Origin of the sequence: Microbacterium sp. (genome assembly GCF_049650565.1) — a bacterium.
Taxonomy (GTDB): domain Bacteria; phylum Actinomycetota; class Actinomycetes; order Actinomycetales; family Microbacteriaceae; genus Microbacterium.
The window spans coordinates 26,628-43,185 of record NZ_JBASAK010000073.1; the positions used below are offsets into that span (position 1 = coordinate 26,628).

General features: G+C 69.1%; 15 protein-coding genes. 8 read left to right on the plus strand and 7 right to left on the minus strand.

Translation table 11 applies throughout. The features are described 5' to 3' along the window. Positions 1-2 precede the first annotated feature (2 nt). Positions 3-431: a 30S ribosomal protein S16 gene (gene rpsP / locus WA967_RS12495; RefSeq protein ID WP_424423057.1), complete on the minus strand. Its 429-nt coding sequence runs from the start codon at positions 429-431 to the stop codon at positions 3-5. 263 nt (positions 432-694) lie between these two features. Here rpsP and WA967_RS12500 point away from each other — a divergent pair, with 263 nt between their 5' ends. After that, the gene (locus WA967_RS12500) at positions 695-1,786 is read left to right on the plus strand and encodes a glutamate--cysteine ligase (RefSeq protein ID WP_424423083.1); all 1,092 of its coding nucleotides are present in this window, start codon (positions 695-697) and stop codon (positions 1,784-1,786) included. Between the two features lie 6 nt (positions 1,787-1,792). On the opposite strand, the gene WA967_RS12505 is transcribed toward WA967_RS12500, so the two are convergent. Then, on the minus strand, positions 1,793-2,773 hold the full coding sequence (locus WA967_RS12505; protein ID WP_424423059.1) for a sugar-binding transcriptional regulator: 981 nt from the start codon (positions 2,771-2,773) through the stop codon (positions 1,793-1,795). Between the two features lie 88 nt (positions 2,774-2,861). Here WA967_RS12505 and WA967_RS12510 point away from each other — a divergent pair, with 88 nt between their 5' ends. From WA967_RS12510 to WA967_RS12520, 3 genes are all read left to right on the plus strand, one after another. Next, positions 2,862-4,574 carry an FAD-dependent oxidoreductase gene (locus WA967_RS12510; RefSeq protein WP_424423061.1) on the plus strand — a complete coding sequence of 571 codons (1,713 nt, stop codon included), beginning with the start codon at positions 2,862-2,864 and terminating at the stop codon, positions 4,572-4,574. A 49-nt stretch (positions 4,575-4,623) separates the two neighbouring features. Next, positions 4,624-6,138: a glycerol kinase GlpK gene (gene glpK / locus WA967_RS12515; RefSeq protein WP_424423064.1), complete on the plus strand. Its 1,515-nt coding sequence runs from the start codon at positions 4,624-4,626 to the stop codon at positions 6,136-6,138. A gap of 68 nt (positions 6,139-6,206) precedes the next feature. Next, positions 6,207-6,878 carry a GDSL-type esterase/lipase family protein gene (locus WA967_RS12520; protein ID WP_424423085.1) on the plus strand — a complete coding sequence of 224 codons (672 nt, stop codon included), beginning with the start codon at positions 6,207-6,209 and terminating at the stop codon, positions 6,876-6,878. 73 nt (positions 6,879-6,951) lie between these two features. Here the strand turns inward: WA967_RS12520 and ffh are convergent, their stop codons facing one another. Both ffh and WA967_RS12530 read right to left on the minus strand, forming a co-directional pair. Next, on the minus strand, positions 6,952-8,505 hold the full coding sequence (ffh, locus tag WA967_RS12525) for a signal recognition particle protein (protein WP_424423066.1): 1,554 nt from the start codon (positions 8,503-8,505) through the stop codon (positions 6,952-6,954). A 65-nt stretch (positions 8,506-8,570) separates the two neighbouring features. Further along, complete coding sequence (locus WA967_RS12530) at positions 8,571-9,155, minus strand: TetR/AcrR family transcriptional regulator (RefSeq protein WP_424423067.1); 585 nt, start codon at positions 9,153-9,155, stop codon at positions 8,571-8,573. 104 nt (positions 9,156-9,259) lie between these two features. On the opposite strand from WA967_RS12530, the gene lipB reads away from it, so the two are divergent. The 4 genes from lipB to WA967_RS12550 all read left to right on the plus strand — a co-directional run bounded on the left by lipB (position 9,260) and on the right by WA967_RS12550 (position 14,033). Continuing rightward, positions 9,260-9,904, plus strand: coding sequence for a lipoyl(octanoyl) transferase LipB (gene lipB, locus WA967_RS12535; protein ID WP_424423069.1), 645 nt, complete (start codon positions 9,260-9,262; stop codon positions 9,902-9,904). Further along, positions 9,901-10,893 (plus strand): lipoyl synthase, encoded by a 993-nt coding sequence (gene lipA, locus WA967_RS12540; protein ID WP_424423071.1) that lies wholly within the window; start codon positions 9,901-9,903, stop codon positions 10,891-10,893. Before lipB ends, lipA begins: the two co-directional genes overlap by 4 nt. Before the next feature lie 84 nt (positions 10,894-10,977). Next, positions 10,978-13,356 carry a hypothetical protein gene (locus tag WA967_RS12545; protein ID WP_424423073.1) on the plus strand — a complete coding sequence of 793 codons (2,379 nt, stop codon included), beginning with the start codon at positions 10,978-10,980 and terminating at the stop codon, positions 13,354-13,356. Beyond that, entirely contained in the window at positions 13,353-14,033 is a 681-nt protein-coding gene (locus WA967_RS12550; protein ID WP_417553986.1) for a GNAT family N-acetyltransferase, read from the plus strand. Before WA967_RS12545 ends, WA967_RS12550 begins: the two co-directional genes overlap by 4 nt. 18 nt (positions 14,034-14,051) lie before the next feature. On the opposite strand, the gene WA967_RS12555 is transcribed toward WA967_RS12550, so the two are convergent. The 3 genes from WA967_RS12555 to WA967_RS12565 all read right to left on the minus strand — a co-directional run. Continuing rightward, positions 14,052-14,552, minus strand: a complete 501-nt coding sequence (locus WA967_RS12555; RefSeq protein WP_424423075.1) for a DUF2004 domain-containing protein — start codon at positions 14,550-14,552, stop codon at positions 14,052-14,054. A 38-nt stretch (positions 14,553-14,590) separates the two neighbouring features. Further along, on the minus strand, positions 14,591-15,466 hold the full coding sequence (gene ftsY / locus WA967_RS12560) for a signal recognition particle-docking protein FtsY (RefSeq protein ID WP_424423077.1): 876 nt from the start codon (positions 15,464-15,466) through the stop codon (positions 14,591-14,593). Positions 15,467-15,502: 36 nt separating this feature from the next. Then, the coding region (locus WA967_RS12565) for an AAA family ATPase (protein ID WP_424423079.1) at positions 15,503-16,558 on the minus strand (1,056 nt) is incomplete at its 5' end.

Here is a 16,558-nt window from a genome sequence, read left to right on the forward strand (position 1 = left end):
GATTACTCTGCGTCTGCGGCGGGAGCCTCAGCGGCCTCCGCGTCAGCGGCGGGAGCCTCGGCGGGCTCTTCGGCCTTCTTCTCGGCCTGGGGCTTGATGACCGACTTCTTGGAGGAGTCGACCTCGAACGCGGCCTTGGCCTCGGCGACCTGGACGGTGGACTTCGCGTCCTTGTCGCCCTTGAACTTGCCCCAGTCGCCAGTGAGCTTCAGCAGCGCGGTGACCTGCTCGCTCGGCTGGGCGCCGACGGACAGCCAGTACTGCGCGCGCTCGGAGTCGACCTCGATGAACGAGGGCTGCTCGGTGGGATGGTACTTGCCGATCTCCTCGATCACGCGACCGTCGCGCTTGGTGCGCGAATCGGCGACGACGATGCGGTAGTAGGGCGCGCGGATCTTGCCGAAGCGCTTGAGACGGATCTTGACAGCCACGATTCTCCTGAATGTGTGGAAAGGAAGATGAACGACGCCTGGAGAGTGGGGTGCACAACCCGGCGGAGGCTCTGGATGGGGGACGAAAGCTGGATAGAGGGTCGAGCAGCCGTCCGACCCTCTATTCTGCCAGATCCTGGGGCTGGGCGCGAAACCGTGCGACACGGCGTGTGCGCAGGGAGGATCCCGCGTGCCAGACTGTGCGCGTGCCGACCGAATTCGCGTCCTCCGCCCGCTCCACCGTCGGGTTGGAGTGGGAGATCATGCTGGCTGATCCGGACAGCGGCGATCTGGTGGGTCGAGCACCCGAGCTGCTGCAGGTGCTCGAGGCGCAGAGCGCCCACGAGCGGCACACCGTCACCGGGGAGCTACTCACCAACACGATCGAGGTCACCAGTGGCGTCGGGGGCACCGTGAAGGATGCCGTGGACGACATCGCCGCGGCCATCGGGGCCGTGCGGCGCGCCACCGATCCCGCGGGCATCGAGCTGCTCTCGGCAGGCAGCCACCCGTTCGCGCAGTGGTTCAACCAGCGCGTGACGGAGAAGACCCGCTACCGGAAGATGATCGAGCGCACCCAGTGGTGGGGCCGCAACATGATGATCTGGGGCATCCACGTGCACATCGGCATCGAGGACCGCCGCAAGGTGATGCCGATCATCAGCGCCCTCTCGGCCTTCCTCCCCCACCTTCAGGCCCTCTCGGCGTCCAGCCCGTTCTGGGCGGGCGAGCGCACCGGCTACGCCTCCAACCGCTCCCTGGTGTTCCAGCAGCTGCCCACTGCGGGCTTGCCCTGGCCGATCCACACCTGGGAGGACTTCGAGAACTACCTCGACGACATGATCCGCACCGGCGTCATGCGCGATGCATCGGAGGTGCGCTGGGACATCCGCCCCGCACCGCGCTGGGGCACCATCGAGATCCGCGCCTGCGACGGCATGTCGACGCTCACGGAGCTGGCCTCGGTCGCCGCGCTCACGCAGTGCCTGGTCGAGCACTTCTCCCGGCAGGTGGACGTCGGCATCCCGCTGCCGGGCCTGCAGCCGTGGTTCCACCGGGAGAACAAGTGGCGCACCGCCCGCTACGGGCTGGATGCGCGCGTCATCGTCGACGAGGCCGGCTCCCAGGTGCCCGTGCGCGAGCATCTGACCGCCGTCCTGGACGATCTGCAGCCCGTCGCCGCAGACCTGTCCTGCACCCGCGAGCTCGATGGAGTGCGCGACATCCTGCGCGACGGAGCCAGCTACTCGCGACAGCTGAAGGCGGCGGATGCCGGCGGCGGCGACCTGCACGAGGTCGTGCGCCACCTCATCCGCGAGTTCCGCGCCGGCCCCGAGACCGCCTTCGCGGACTGAGGCCGTTCAGTCCTCGCCGACCAGCAGCCGTGCGAGAGTCTCGTCGAGCACGACGTCGGTGACGATCCCGGCGGCGATCGCGGCGCGCAGAGTCCCGGCTTTGGCGGCGCCGGACACCACGCACACACGGCGGGGCACCCGCCGCAGCCGATCCAGGCCGAGGCCCGTGGAACGGGCGTTCAGACGGATGTCCTTCCAGCTGCCGTCCGCGCGGAAGAACACCGTCGCCACGTCGCCGATGGCGCCGTCCTCGCGCAGACTGCGATAGTCGTCCCTGCTGAGGTAGCCGCCGACGTAGACGCGGCTGGGCACCTCGGACTGCGGTGACCCGAGCCCGAACACGGCGATGTCCATCTTCGACTGGAATGCCAGCACGCGACGGGTGCTGCGCTCGCGCCACATGGCAGCGCGCGTCTCGGGGTCGTCGAAGAATGCGGGCACCGGGAACTGCTCCACCACTGCGCCGAACGCGTGCCCGAACCGCTGCAGGATCTCGCTCGAGTATTCCAGCCCGCTGGTCTGCACGTTCCCCGCGCCGTTGAGCTGCACGATGGTGGTTCCGTGGGTCTCCTTCTGCACGAGCGCCCGGCTGACCATGCCGACGGTGGAGCCCCACGCGATGCCCACCACCATGTTCGAGTCGATGAACTGCGACAGCAGCCGACCGGCGGTCAGCGCCACGCGCTCGAGCCGCTCCACCTCGCTGACGATGCCGGACATGGGCACGATGTGCGCCGCGATGCGGAACTGTCGTCGCAGCTGCTCCTCCAGCTGTCCGACCCTCTCGAATGGCGAGTTGATGCGAATGTCGACGAGCCCGGTCTCCCGCGCATGCGCCAGCAGCCGGGAGACAGAAGACCTCGAGGTGCCCAGCTCGGCCGCGATGACATCCATGGTCATGTCCTGCAGGTAGTACAGCTTCGCCGCGGTGAGCGCAGCGGTCGTCCTGGCGTCCGCGCGAGCGGCATCCGCTGTCATTGCAACCATCCCCTGAACAGTCTCTGCACATTCGTGCAGAGCGTTTGCATGATTCTGTCACAAGCCGGATGCTGGTACCAGGGACGAAGGGGACACCATGGTCGAGATCACGCGCAGCGCACACCGTCAGCAGGAGCTGGAGGCCGTCCGGAGCGCCGGTCGCACCACCGTGCTGATCATCGGCGCCGGCATCAACGGCATCTCCCTGTTCCGGGATCTCGCCCTGCAGGGCGTGGACGCCGTGATCGTCGACCGCGGCGACTTCGCAGGCGGCGCATCGTCGGCCTCCAGCCACATGGTCCACGGCGGTATCCGGTATCTGGAGAACGGCGAGTTCCGCCTGGTGCGGGAGTCCGTGCAGGAGCGCAACGGCCTGCTGCGCATCGCGCCGCACTACGTCAAGCCGCTCGAGACCACGATCCCGATCTACTCCACCTTCTCGGGCGTCCTGTCCGCGCCTTTCCGGTTCCTGCTGCACCGCAGCGGAAAGCCGCGCGAGCGTGGGGCTCTGCTGATCAAGGTCGGTCTGACCATCTACGACATGTTCTCGCGTGACGGCGGCTCGGTGCCCCGACACCGCTTCCTGGGGCGCACGTCCTCCCTGGCCGAGCTGCCTCACCTGGACCCGCACATCAAATACACCGCCACGTACTACGACGCCTCCATGCACGACCCCGAGCGACTCGCGCTGGACGTGCTGCAGGACGGTCGCTCGGCCCACGCCTCCGCCTACGCGCTGAACTACGTCGAGGCGGTCGCCCGCGACGGCGAGAAGGTCGTGCTGCGCGACCGCGAGACCGCGCAGGAGTTCGCGATCGCCGCCGACGTCATCGTCAACGCATCCGGCCCCTGGACGGACCTCACCAACGAGATCCTCGGCACGGACACCCGGTTCATGGGCGGCACGAAGGGCTCGCACATCGTGCTGGACCATCCCGAGCTGCTGGCCGCCACGGCGGGCCGGGAGATCTTCTTCGAGCACTCCGACGGCCGCATCGTGCTCATCTACCCGCTCAAGGGCCGTGTCATGGTCGGCACCACCGACATCGACGCCGACCCGCGCGAGCCCGCACGCTGCACCGAGGAGGAGATCGACTACTTCTTCGACCTCATCCACCACGTCTTCCCCACCATCGCCGTGGACAGGGATCAGATCGTGTACCGCTTCGCCGGCATCCGTCCGCTCCCCCGCCACGAGGACACCGCGCCGGGTTTCGTCTCGCGCGACTACCGCATCGAGCGGGACGACAGCGGTTCGACGCCCATGCTGAGCCTGGTGGGCGGCAAGTGGACCACGTTCCGCGCGCTCGGCGAGCACCTCGCGAACCGCGTGCTGGAGATCCTCGACCGTCCCCGTTCGGTCTCCGCCGCCGGTCTTCCGATCGGCGGCGGGCACGGCTTCCCGCGCACCACCCGCGCTCGCGCGGCGTGGAAGGCCACCAACCTGCCCGGCGCCGACGCCGCGCGCGCCGACCTGCTGCTGGAGCGCTACGGGACCCGTGCCGCGCAGGTGTGGGAGCACATCGAGAAGGAGGACGACCGCCTGCTGGCAGGCGGCGCCCTCTCGGTGCGCGAGCTGGAGTGGATGGTGCAGCACGAACTGGTGGTGAAGCTGGCCGACATCGTGCTGCGCCGTTCGAACATCGCCTTCGCGGGCGGGGTCACCACCGACCTGCTGGTCGAGGTCGGCGATGCGCTGGCGCCGCTGCTGGGCTGGGACGCCGATCGGCGGGATGCCGAGCTCGAGGCCACCGTTCACCTGCTGAACGACGCGCACGGCCTGGCACTCTCGGTTCCGGCGCGCAACTGACAGCATGATGGCGACGCGGGTCATCGAGGATCCGCCGAAGGAGGGCCGCATGGCCGAATACATCCTCTCGATCGATCAGGGCACCACGTCCAGCCGGGCGATCATCTTCGACCGCGCGGGGAAGCCCGTGGCCACCGGTCAGAAGGAGCACGAGCAGATCCTGCCCCGTGCGGGCTGGGTCGAGCACGACCCGGCGGAGATCTGGCGGAACGTGCAGGAGGTCGTCGGCCTCGCCCTCACCCGCGCGCACCTGACCAGGCACGACATCGCCGCCGTCGGCATCACCAACCAGCGGGAGACCGCCGTCGTGTGGGATCGCCGCACCGGCGAACCCGTGTACAACGCGATCGTCTGGCAGGACACCCGCACGCAGGAGATCGTCGATCGGCTGGCATCCGATGGGGGCATCGACCGCTTCAAGCAGATCGTCGGGCTGCCGCTGGCGACCTACTTCTCGGGCACGAAGATCGCCTGGATCCTGGAGAACGTCGAGGGCGCGCGCGAGAAGGCGGATGCCGGCGATCTGCTGTTCGGCACAACCGACTGCTGGGTACTGTGGAACCTCACCGGCGGGGTGCGAGGCGGCGTGCACGCCACGGACGTCACCAACGCCTCGCGGACCCTGTTCATGGACCTGCAGACCCTGAAATGGCGCGACGAGATCCTCGAGGCGTTCGGAGTGCCGCCCTCGATGATGCCCGAGATCCGCTCCTCGTCCGAGATCTACGGCAAGGCGGAGAGCTCGTCGTTGCTGCGCGAGACGCCCATCGCCGGCATCCTGGGCGATCAGCAGGCAGCGACGTTCGGACAGGCGGCATTCCAGGCCGGCGAGAGCAAGAACACCTACGGCACGGGGTGCTTCCTCATCTTCAACACCGGCGAGCAGATCGTGCACTCGGCCAACGGGCTGCTGACCACGGTCGGCTACAAGCTCGGCGACTCCCCCGCGCACTACGCACTGGAGGGCTCCATCGCCGTCGCGGGTTCGCTGATCCAGTGGCTGCGCGACCAGCTGGGGCTGATCTCGTCGGCGCCCGAGATCGAGAAGCTGGCGGCCGCAGTGGAGGACAACGGCGGCGTATACATCGTTCCGGCCTTCTCGGGGCTGTTCACGCCGTACTGGCGTCCGGACGCGCGCGGCGCGATCGTGGGGCTGACCCGCTTCGCGAACCGCAATCACATCGCCCGGGCGGCGCTGGAGGCAGTCGCCTTCCAGACCCGTGACGTGCTGGACGCCGTGAATGCGGATGCCGACGTGGCCCTCAGCGAGCTGAAGGTGGACGGCGGAATGGTCGCCAACGACGCGCTCATGCAGTTCCAGGCCGACGTGCTGGGCGTCCCTGTGGTGCGGCCGGTGGTTTCGGAGACCACCGCATTGGGTGCGGCGTACGCGGCGGGACTGGCCGTCGGCTTCTGGAAGGACCTCGACGAGCTGTCGGCGAACTGGCAGCCGGACCGTCGATGGGAGCCGATGATGGATGCCGATGAGCGCGACCGGCAGCTGCGCCTGTGGCGCAAGGCCGTGACCAAGTCGATGGACTGGGTCGACGACGACGTCAGGTGAACGGCACCGCGGACTCTTAGCGGAAGCCGATGCGGCGCTCATGCGCAGGGCGTAGCGTCGGCACCGTGATGCGAACCCGACGTCCTCGCGCATGGGCGCTGCTCGCCGGCGTGCTGTGCGCCGTGCTGCTCAGCGGGTGCGCTGCCGCTGCCGCCAGTGTGCGCACGCCCGCCCCGGGCGACACGGTGGTCGTCACGATCGGCGACTCGATCATGGCGGGCTACGGGCTCGACGACGGCGAGGACTGGCCGACCCAGCTGTCCTCGCGGACGGGCGTCAGCGTCGACAACCTCGCGTGCAGCGGCGCGGGTTTCGTCACCGTCGGCTCCTGCGGGTCGAGCTTCGCCGGCCTGATCCCGCAGGCGGTGAAGGACGCCCCGACGATCGTCATCGTGCAGGGGTCGGACAACGACGTCGGGCAGTCGGATGCCGACATCGAGGCCGCCACGGAGAAGACCGTCGACACCCTGCATCGCGCTCTGCCGAAGGCGCAGCTGATCGGCCTCAGCACGCTGTGGGATCCCGATGAGGACGAGCCGCAGGAGATCACCGAGACGTCAGCCGCCGTCAAGCGGGCCGTGACGGCGGTCCACGGCACCTACGTGGACATCGGCCAGCCGCTGCGCGAGGACCCGCCGACGCTGCTGCAGGACGACCACGAGCATCCCACCGTCGCCGGCCAGCACAAGCTGCTGGTGGTCATCCGGAAGGAGCTCGCCCGCGCCGGGCATCCGCTCTGACCAGTCCTGGCTCCCCGAGTCCCTGAGCCTCGGCTCCTTCCCTGGGGCCCTGAGCCCGTCGAAGGGTCGTCGCTCAGTTCTTGCCGAACAGTTTCTGGATCTCCGCCAGGTCGGCCTCGGTCGGCGCGCCCTTGGCTCCGCCCAGACCGAAGCCCGAGCCGGTGGCCGGAGCGCTCGAAGTCGCGAGGCCCGCGTTCTCGGCGGCGCGCTTGGCCGGGTTGCCGGACCGGGAGCCGCTCTTGCCCTTGGCGCCCTTCTTGCCGCGCTTCGCCGACGCGCCGGGCTTGCCCATCGGGCCCATCCCGGGGATCTGCGGGGTGCCGCCACGGGCGACGGTCTTCATCATCTTGGCGGCCTGCTCGAAGCGCTGCACGAGCTGGTTGACGTCCGTGACGGTCATGCCCGAGCCCTTGGCGATGCGCAGGCGGCGCGAGCCGTTGAGGATCTTGGTGTTGCGGCGCTCGGCCGGGGTCATCGACCGGATGATCGCCTCGGTGCGATCGATCTCGCGCTCGTCGAAGTTGTCGAGCTGCTGCTTCATCTGGCCCATGCCCGGCAGCATGCCGAGCATCTTCTTCATCGAGCCCATCTTGCGCATCTGCTGCATCTGATCGAGGAAGTCCTCGAGCGTGAAGGCCTCGTTGGCGAGCTTCTCGGCCATCTTCATGGCCTCTTCCTCGTCGAAGGCCGCCTGGGCCTGCTCGATGAGGGTCAGGATGTCGCCGAGGTCGAGGATGCGGCTCGCCATGCGGTCGGGGTGGAAGGGCTCGAGGTCCTCGAGGTTCTCACCGGTGGAGGCGAAGATGATCGGGCGGCCGGTGACGGATGCCACCGACAGCGCCGCACCACCGCGGGCGTCGCCGTCGAGCTTGGACAGCACGACGCCGGTGAAGTCGACGCCCTCCTGGAACGCCTTGGCCGTGTTGACGGCATCCTGTCCGATCATCGCGTCGATGACGAACAGCACCTCGTCGGGGTTGGTGGCCTTGCGGATGTCGGACGCCTGCTTCATGAGCTCGGCGTCCACACCGAGGCGACCGGCGGTGTCGATGATCACCACATCGTGCTGCTGACGGCGGGCGAAGTCCACGCCGGCCTGGGAGACCTTGACGGGGTCGCCGACGCCGTTGCCCGGCTCGGGCGCGAAGATCGTGGCGCCGGCGCGCTCGGCGACCACCTGCAGCTGGGTGACGGCGTTCGGACGCTGCAGGTCGGCGGCGACCAGCAGCGGCGTGTGCCCCTCGCCCTGCAACTGGCGGGCCAGCTTGCCCGCGAACGTGGTCTTGCCGGAGCCCTGCAGGCCCGCGAGCATGATCACCGTCGGCGGGGTCTTGGCGAACTCCAGGCGCCGCTGCTCGCCGCCGAGGATCGCGACGAGCTCCTCGTTGACGATCTGCACGACCTGCTGGGCCGGGTTCAGCGCCTTGTTGACCTCATCGCCCAGCGCGCGCTCACGCACCTTGCCGGTGAAGTCCTTCACCACCGCGAGGGCGACGTCGGCATCCAGCAGGGCGCGACGGATCTCGCGAACGGTGCCGTCGACGTCAGCGGGGCTCAGCTTTCCCTTCGTGCGCAGGTTGCGGAAGGTCTCGGTGAGCCGATCGGAGAGCGTGCCAAATGTAGCCATGGTGCCTCCGATTCTACGGGAGGGAAGCCTCCACTCCGAGCGCTGCCCGAGCCGATTCCGTCCGCTCAGCCCCAGGGAAGATCGTGGATGCTGCGCAGCGCCTGGTCGAACTGCGCCTCCAGCGATGCCTGCCCCGCGCCCTGCTCGGCCCAGACGCGCAGTGACGACAGCACGGCGGCGGCGAGAGCGGCGCCGAGGATGTCGGCACGGATCGCGTCGATCCCCGCGCTGCGGGCAGCGCCGGCCACTGCCGAGGCGATGCGCGCCTGGCGCAGCCCGGTATCGCGCAGCAGCTCCTGCTCCAGGCCCATCACGGCGGCATTGCGCAGGGCGAGCGCCAGCGGATCGGGCGCGAAGCCGTGCACGATCGGCTCCACCGCCGCGCGCACCGACGGTCCGTCGGCATCCCTCCCGAGAGCCGCCAGCGCCACCGAGGCCGCCGCGATCCGGGCATCCAGACCCGACCACAGCACATCGCTCTTCGAGGCGAAGTAGTTGAAGAAGCTCGAGCGACTCACGCCGGCGCGCTGCGCGATGTCGACGACCGAGGTCGCCTCGTAACCCTTCTCCAGGAACAGCTCGCACGCAGCCTCGGCCAGCGTCTCCCGCGATGAGGCGCGCGGCCTGCCTGCACGGGATTCGGATGCCATGCCGCCAGCGTACCGGCACGGTCTTGCACACCGCCCCGGCAACGGGCGTATGCTGAACCCTGCCGCATTATTGCACCGCATCCAACAACCTTGGGAGAGCGCACATGCTCGACATCCGCATCGCCGGTCTCGCGCCGGACTTCGTGCCGTACATGGACGGGTGGGAGCTGCAGCGCAGCATCCACCGCGACGTCGTCGCGGGCGACCGGCCAGACACACTGCTCCTGCTCGAGCATGAGGCCGTCTACACCGCCGGCAAGCGCACCGAGCCGCAGGAGCGCCCGCAGGACGGCACGCCCGTGGTCGACGTGGACCGCGGCGGCAAGATCACCTGGCACGGCCCGGGGCAGCTCGTCGGCTATCCGATCGTGCGCCTGCCGGAGCCGATGGACGTCGTCGCGCACGTGCGCCGACTGGAGCGCCTGCTGATCGGCATCCTGAAGCCGCTCGGTGTCGAGGGATACCAGGTCGCCGGCCGCAGCGGAGTGTGGGTTCGTCGACCACTGTCCGAAGACAAGATCGCCGCGATCGGCGTGCGCGTGCAGCAGGGAGTGACCATGCACGGTTTCGCCCTGAACTGCGACAACACGCTCGCGGGCTTCGGCGGCATCATCCCCTGCGGGATCACGGATGCCGGTGTCACCACCATCAGTGAGGTCATCGGTGCCGACGTCTCCCCCGCCGACATGGTGCAGGCCGTCTCCGATGCCTTCGCCGCCGAGTACGCCACCGAAGGAGCCCTGGTATGAGCGCCGCGCATCCCGACGGACGCAAGCTGCTGCGCCTGGAGGTCCGCAACGCGGAGACCCCCATCGAGCGCAAGCCGGAGTGGATCAAGACCAAGGCGAAGATGGGGCCCGAGTACCGCGCCCTGCACTCGCTGGTGAAGGACGAGGGCCTGCACACGGTGTGCCAGGAGGCCGGGTGCCCCAACATCTACGAGTGCTGGGAGGACAAGGAGGCCACCTTCCTCATCGGCGGCTCGCAGTGCACGCGTCGCTGCGACTTCTGCCAGATCGACACCGGCAAGCCCGCCGCCTACGACACCGACGAGCCGCGCCGCGTAGCCGAGAGCGTGCAGCGCATGGGCCTGCGGTATGCGACCGTCACCAGCGTCGCCCGTGACGACCTGCCCGACACGGGAGCCTGGCTGAACGCCGAGACCGTGCGGCAGATCCACGCGAAGAACCCCAACACGGGCGTCGAGCTGCTGGCGAACGACCACAGCGGCAGGCCGGAGTTCCTGGGCCAGATCTTCGACGCGCGTCCCGAGGTGTTCGCGCACAACGTCGAGACCGTCCCCCGCATCTTCCGCCGCATCCGACCGGCGTTCACCTACGAGCGCTCGCTGGGCGTCATCACGCAGGGACACGAGGCCGGGCTGATCACCAAGTCCAACCTCATCCTCGGCATGGGCGAGGAGCCGGAGGAGGTCGTCCAGGCCCTGCACGACCTGCACGACGCCGGCTGCGACATCATCACCATCACGCAGTACCTGCGGCCCACGCCGCGGCATCACCCCGTGGACCGCTGGGTCAAGCCCAGCGAGTTCGTCGAGTTCAAGGAGGAGGCCGAGCGCATCGGGTTCCTCGGCGTGCTGGCCGGTCCGCTGGTGCGCTCGTCGTACCGCGCCGGCCGGCTGTGGGCGCAGTCGATGATCTCGAAGGGCCGCCCGATTCCTGCGCACCTCGCGCACATCGCGGAGAGCGTCGAGAAGGGCTTCGCCCAGGCGGTGTGAGTTCGCGCCGGGGCATGGCGCTCGCACGGTGATCTCGTGCACAATCGGACTCACCGCGGGACACCGCGCAGTCTGGGGGCAGCCGTGGGAACGGACGAGGAGTACGCGAACATCTTCGCGCTGGCCAACGAGGATGCCGAGGATGCTCGCGCCTGGCTCTCCGCGGCGTTCATCGCGCAGCGCGGCGAGGGATCCGAGTACGCGCTGACCAGCGAGCAGCAGGAGGACATCCGCGAGGTCCTCAGCCTGGACTGGTGGCAGAGCGCCGTCGCCGACGGCGCGGACGACGGCCATGCCGCCCACGGAATCCGGCTGGGGAACCTGCTGCCCGCCGCCGTGCGAGCAGCATCCGCGTTCCCGCTCGGCGGCGTGGTGCTGGCGATGTACCTCAGGAATCTCGTGAACGAGGCCTGGGAGCTCAACTGGGACCATTCGCTGATCCGCGCCGCCGTCAACGCGGCCGTCGACACCGCGGATTCGCTGGCACCCGATGGCGCCGAAGCGGTCGCCTGGGATCTGCTGCGCTTCATGAACCAGGAGTTCGACGTCGAGACCGCTCTTCTCACCGGTGATCTGCGCGCCGTCGTCCTCGTGACGGCGGAGGCCGTGGCGCGGATCGCTGCGGTCCGGCAGTCCGCCGGCGACCTCCCCGCGCACCCGGGTCGGCGCCGGCTGATCGCCGAGACGCGCTTCGAGCACCGCTACTACCGGGCCATCCACGACATCGCGGTCGCGACCTCGGACCTGCTCACCCGCCGCAGCACCCCCGCCGATGTGGACCTCGCCCGGATCACCACCCTGATCGACCGCGGCGGGTTCCGGCCCAACGACGCCAGCGAGCTGCGCGGCCATCTGGCCTCGCTGCAGGCCGTGCACGACGCCGCCGCACAGCCGTGGCTGCATGTGGACGAGGGCCGCATGCGCATCGTGTACGGGTTCGGCATCCTGCGCCCCGGAGCCGACGAGCTGTCCGCCGACCACGATGCCGTGCGCCTTCTCGCCGATGCCGGCGAGAAGCGCGGGCGGCTCGGCCCGCTGCGCGTGGCGAAGGTGCTGCGCCGGCTCACCCTGAGCGATGTCTGGCAGGGCTCGGACAGCCTCGGCCGCCGCTACCGCGGCTCGACCTTCCAGCTGGAGGACATGCTGCTCGCTGTTCCGGGGACGGATGCCGAGCCGCTGAGGATCCGCACCCGGGTCCAGCTCTCCGAACTGGGCAATCATGCCGTGCTGTTCGACGTCGACCTGGTGGATGCGCCCGCCTTCGAGGTCGCCAGGATCGTCAATCTCGCAACCCCGGTGTTCGGCGACCTCACCGAGATCCCGCAGGCGCTGCACCTGCATCCGCGCGCGGCCCCTGGCACGCACCTCTCGCGGCTGTCTGACGTGACCGCGGCCATCCTGGACGACCTGCGCGTGCTCCTGCAGCCGGGACTCGACCCCTCGGGTGACGCGCACGACGCACCGGCGGATCCGATCTCCGCACGATCAGGCTCGTTCGGCGTGCACGTGACCATCGAACGCGCATCACGGGACGTCACAGGGGTGCGAACGTCGCTGCTGTCGGCCCGGGAGATCGCGGGCCTCTGGGGAGCTCAGCCTCTGCTGCATCCGCTCCCCGCGGGCGCCTCCGGCGTGGCGGACTGGGCGATGTACGACGTCGACGCGGTGCACCGCTTCGAACTGCTGCACCTCAACGACGAGCTGCTCGCCGCGAATTCGAACGTGACGCTGCTCGCCAGCTTCCGCTCCCCCGACTACGCGGTGAGCGAGATCGAGAGCTTCCTCACCTTCGCGCACAGCATGCACGGCATGTACGAGTCCTGGCAGGTGCGCGTGCGGGATCACGCCGAGCGCATCTCCGAACTGCTCACCGACGTGGAACGGCAGCTCGCAGCGGCGGACGCCTCGAACGCCGATGACGACTATGCGACGCAGCGAGAGGTGACCGATCAGCTCGGCGAGCTCATCCGAGTCATCGAGCGCGCCGAGCTGGAGCTGCAGTCCTTCGTGCAGTCCAAGCACGCCATCATGCTGTTCATCGAGGCACCCGCGATCGTGTCATCGCCGGCGCTGCGCGTGGACCTCGACACGGTGCTCGCCTCGAACCGCTACGACCTGCTCCGAGAAGGCTTCGAGCGGGCAGTGCGGGATGTGCTCGGCTCGCGCCTGCAGCCGCTGCTGGATGTCTGCCACCGCCGCCTCGGCCGCATCCTCGACGACAGGCAGGCCGAGCGCGAGCGTCGCACCGAGCGGGTCGAGCGCGTGCTCGGCGTCATCCTCGCCGTCATCGGCATCTCCGGCATAGCCTCACTGCTGCAGGAGGGACTCGGCCTGCGGGGCGGCATCACGTGGTGGTTCGTCGTAGCGATCCTGACGATCGCCGTGGCGACCGGGGTGGTCATGCTCGTGATGTCACGCCGTGCGGGCAGTCGCCATCACCAGCGGCACGGAGCCCGCCGATGATCTCGTTCGAGCCGTGCTCTGACGCACCGGTGCTGCGGGCCGTGCACCGATCCCTGATGGCGCCGTCGTTCCGACCGGGTGAGCTGGTATCCGAAGACGATCTCATCGCCCAGTTCGATCACGGTGCGCAAGCGGTGCTCGCGCACGATCAGGACGGTCCGATGCTGGGCGCCGCCATCATCGAGCATTACGGCGGTGCCGTGCTGCTGGAGTACCTGGTCACTGCTCCTGAAGCTCGCGGGCAGGGCGTCGGCTCCGGACTGATGTCCGCGGTCCTCTCCGGCTGGGGAGCATCGGCCACCGTGCTACTGGCGGAGTTCGACCGTCCGGACGTGCAGCCGGTGCATCCGGTGCACGGCGACCCCACGGCGCGGCTGCGCTTCTACGCGCGTTTCGGGGCGCTCGCGCTCGACCTGCCGTACTTCCAGCCGCCCGTGGCAGCGGGTGCGGACCGGGAGCACGGGATGCTTCTGGCGGTCTTCGACCAGGACGGAGCGATCTCCGATCGCGGTGCGCTGGATGCGCGTCAGCAGAGCGCCGTGCGGCACTACCTGGATGAGATCCTCGAGTCGGCGGACGACCCCGACGCACGCCGACTGCGCGCCGCCGCCGCGCGTGACCGGCTGCGCGCACTCGAACTGGACCGCTATCCCGAGATCGCGCGCTCCCCGCTCTGACCTCAGCCGCGCCGGAGGTCAGTCCGCGCTCATCACCGACAGCACGGAGCCGTCGGACCCGAGGTTGACCAGCAGCACGTCATCGGTGGCGTCCGCATCCAGCGCGTACTCCATGACGGCGAACGGATCGGTGCCGCCGTGCTCGTCGGCGAGGATCGTCATGCTCATCAGGCACAGCGAGCGGATGATGTCGACCGCGGCGTCGCCGCTGACATCCACCAGCACCTCTTCCAGCTCATCGCCGTACGCCTCCTGCTGCTGCAGGATGTACTCGGTCACCTCGCTGGTGCGGTCGTCGACCTCGGCCAGCATGGCGCGCCGCACCACGGCATCCAGATTCTCGATGCCGGAGATCAGCCCCGCCGCCACATCGAGTGCTTCCTGCGAGACGTCATCCTGGTTGGGAGCCGTGAGGTCCACGGTCAGGGACTGGTCGCCGAACTCGATCCGCTCACTCCAGAAGATGGCCCCGTCGGGTCCCGCGGAGAGGACTCCGAAGTAGTCGTGTTCGATCGCCATATCGCTATGAAACCAGCCTCTGCGCCCGTCCGGTAGTCCTACGCGCCGACCAGGGACTGCACGAACACGTGCGGCGTGAACCCGGTGAGATCGTCGATGCCCTCGCCCTGTCCGAGCAGCTTCACCGGGATGCCGGTGCGCTCCTGCACGGCCAGGATGAATCCGCCCTTCGCGGAGCCGTCGAGCTTGGTGATGACCAGGCCGGTGACGCCCGCGTGCTCGAGGAACGCCTCGGCCTGCAGCACGCCGTTCTGGCCGGTCGTGGCGTCCAGCACCAGCAGCACCTCGCTGATCGGTGCGAGCTTCTCGACCACCCGGCGCACCTTGGACAGCTCGTCCATCAGCCCGCCCTTGGTGTGCAGCCGGCCTGCGGTGTCGATGATCGCGATCTCGATACCGTGCTGCTTGGCGTACTCGACGGTCTGATAGGCGACGGATGCCGGATCCTGCCCCTCGTGCTGGGGTCGGACGATGGCGGCTCCCCCGCGCTGCGCCCAGGTGGCAAGTTGCTCGACCGCTGCGGCGCGGAAGGTGTCGGCGCCGCCGACCACCACGCTGCGCTCGAACCCGCGCAGGAACTTGGTGAACTTGCCGATGGTCGTCGTCTTCCCCACCCCGTTGACACCGACGACCAGCACGACGGCCGGGCGCTCGGTGAGTTTGAGCGTGGTGTCGAACTTGGCGAAGCGCTCCTCGAGGGTCTCCCGCAGCATGCGCTGCAGATCCTTCGGGTCGGTGGTGCGGTAGTGGTCGACCTTCTCGCGCAGTTCGTCCAGCAGCGCCTCGGTGATGCCCGGGCCGAAGTCCGCCGTGATCAGCGCGACCTCCAGATCGTCCCACGTCGTCTCGTCGATGGTGGGTTTGACGAACATGCCGCGCAGCGCGCGACCGAGGGACCAGGACTTCTCCGCCATGCCTCCAGCCTAGTGAGGCTGTGACTCCGCGAGTGCTCAGACGGATGCGCGGTCACCGACGCGCTGGCCGACGACCGCCGAGACGCCGTCCTGGCGCATCGAGACGCCGTACAGGGCGTCGGCGATCTCCATGGTGCGCTTCTGGTGCGTGATCACCAGCAGCTGCGAGTTCTCGCGCAGCTGCTCGAACACCGTCAGCAGCCGGCCGAGGTTGGCGTCGTCCAGCGCCGCCTCCACCTCGTCGAGGATGTAGAAGGGACTCGGGCGCGCCTTGAAGATGGCGACCAGCAGGGCCACGGCGGCCAGCGATCGCTCCCCGCCGGAGAGCAGCGAGAGCCGCTCGATCTTCTTGCCGACAGGGCGCACGGCCACCTCGATCCCGGTGGTGAGCAAGTCGTCGGGGTTCGTCAGCGAGATGCTTCCCGATCCGCCGGGGAACAGCAGCGGGAACACCTCGCCGAACGCCTGCTTGGTGTCCTCGAACGCCTCCGCGAAGATCACCTGCATCCGCTCGTCGAGCTCGGCGATGATGGCCAGCAGGTCCTGGCGGGTCCTGGTGAGATCGGCCAGCTGCTCGGTGAGGAACGCGTGCCGCTGCTCGAGCGCGGCGAACTCCTCCAGCGCCAGCGGGTTGACCCGACCGAGCTGCGCGAGCTTGCGCTCGGCGTCCTTCAGTCGGCGCTCCTGAATGCGGCGGTCGAACGGGATCGCGGCGTCGTCGTCCTGCTCCTGCGCGCCAGGGTCGCGGGGAACCGGCTGATCCGGTCCATATTCCGCAATGAGAATATCTTCGTCGAGTGCGAGTTCGGATGCCACGCGCTCCAGGAGCCCGGTCAGGTGCAGCTTCTTCTCGTGGATCTGCAGCTCGAGCCCGTGCACACTCTCGGTCAGGCCCGCCAGACGCTCCCGCAGCGAGCCCTCCTGGACCCGCAGCCCCGTGAGTTCCTCGTTGTGGGCCGAGCGCTCGGCCTCGGCGGCGGCCAGTGCGACGTGCGCTTCGGTGACCGATCGCGAGACCGAGTCCAGCACGCGCGGGACCTCCTCGGCGACGGCGGATGCCGCCTCGCGCTGCGCACGGCGGATGACCGCGCG

Bases quoted from the DNA above. Each gene is read 5' to 3' on its own strand.
- WA967_RS12500 (WP_424423083.1), top strand. From the start codon at position 695: ATGCTGGCTGATCCGGACAGCGGCGATCTGGTGGGTCGAGCACCCGAG.
- WA967_RS12505 (WP_424423059.1), bottom strand. From the start codon at position 2,773: ATGGTTGCAATGACAGCGGATGCCGCTCGCGCGGACGCCAGGACGACC.
- WA967_RS12510 (WP_424423061.1), top strand. From the start codon at position 2,862: ATGGTCGAGATCACGCGCAGCGCACACCGTCAGCAGGAGCTGGAGGCC.
- glpK (WP_424423064.1), top strand. From the start codon at position 4,624: ATGGCCGAATACATCCTCTCGATCGATCAGGGCACCACGTCCAGCCGG.
- WA967_RS12520 (WP_424423085.1), top strand. From the start codon at position 6,207: ATGCGAACCCGACGTCCTCGCGCATGGGCGCTGCTCGCCGGCGTGCTG.
- ffh (WP_424423066.1), bottom strand. From the start codon at position 8,505: ATGGCTACATTTGGCACGCTCTCCGATCGGCTCACCGAGACCTTCCGC.
- WA967_RS12530 (WP_424423067.1), bottom strand. From the start codon at position 9,155: ATGGCATCCGAATCCCGTGCAGGCAGGCCGCGCGCCTCATCGCGGGAG.
- lipB (WP_424423069.1), top strand. From the start codon at position 9,260: ATGCTCGACATCCGCATCGCCGGTCTCGCGCCGGACTTCGTGCCGTAC.
- lipA (WP_424423071.1), top strand. From the start codon at position 9,901: ATGAGCGCCGCGCATCCCGACGGACGCAAGCTGCTGCGCCTGGAGGTC.
- WA967_RS12550 (WP_417553986.1), top strand. From the start codon at position 13,353: ATGATCTCGTTCGAGCCGTGCTCTGACGCACCGGTGCTGCGGGCCGTG.
- WA967_RS12555 (WP_424423075.1), bottom strand. From the start codon at position 14,552: ATGGCGATCGAACACGACTACTTCGGAGTCCTCTCCGCGGGACCCGAC.
- ftsY (WP_424423077.1), bottom strand. From the start codon at position 15,466: ATGGCGGAGAAGTCCTGGTCCCTCGGTCGCGCGCTGCGCGGCATGTTC.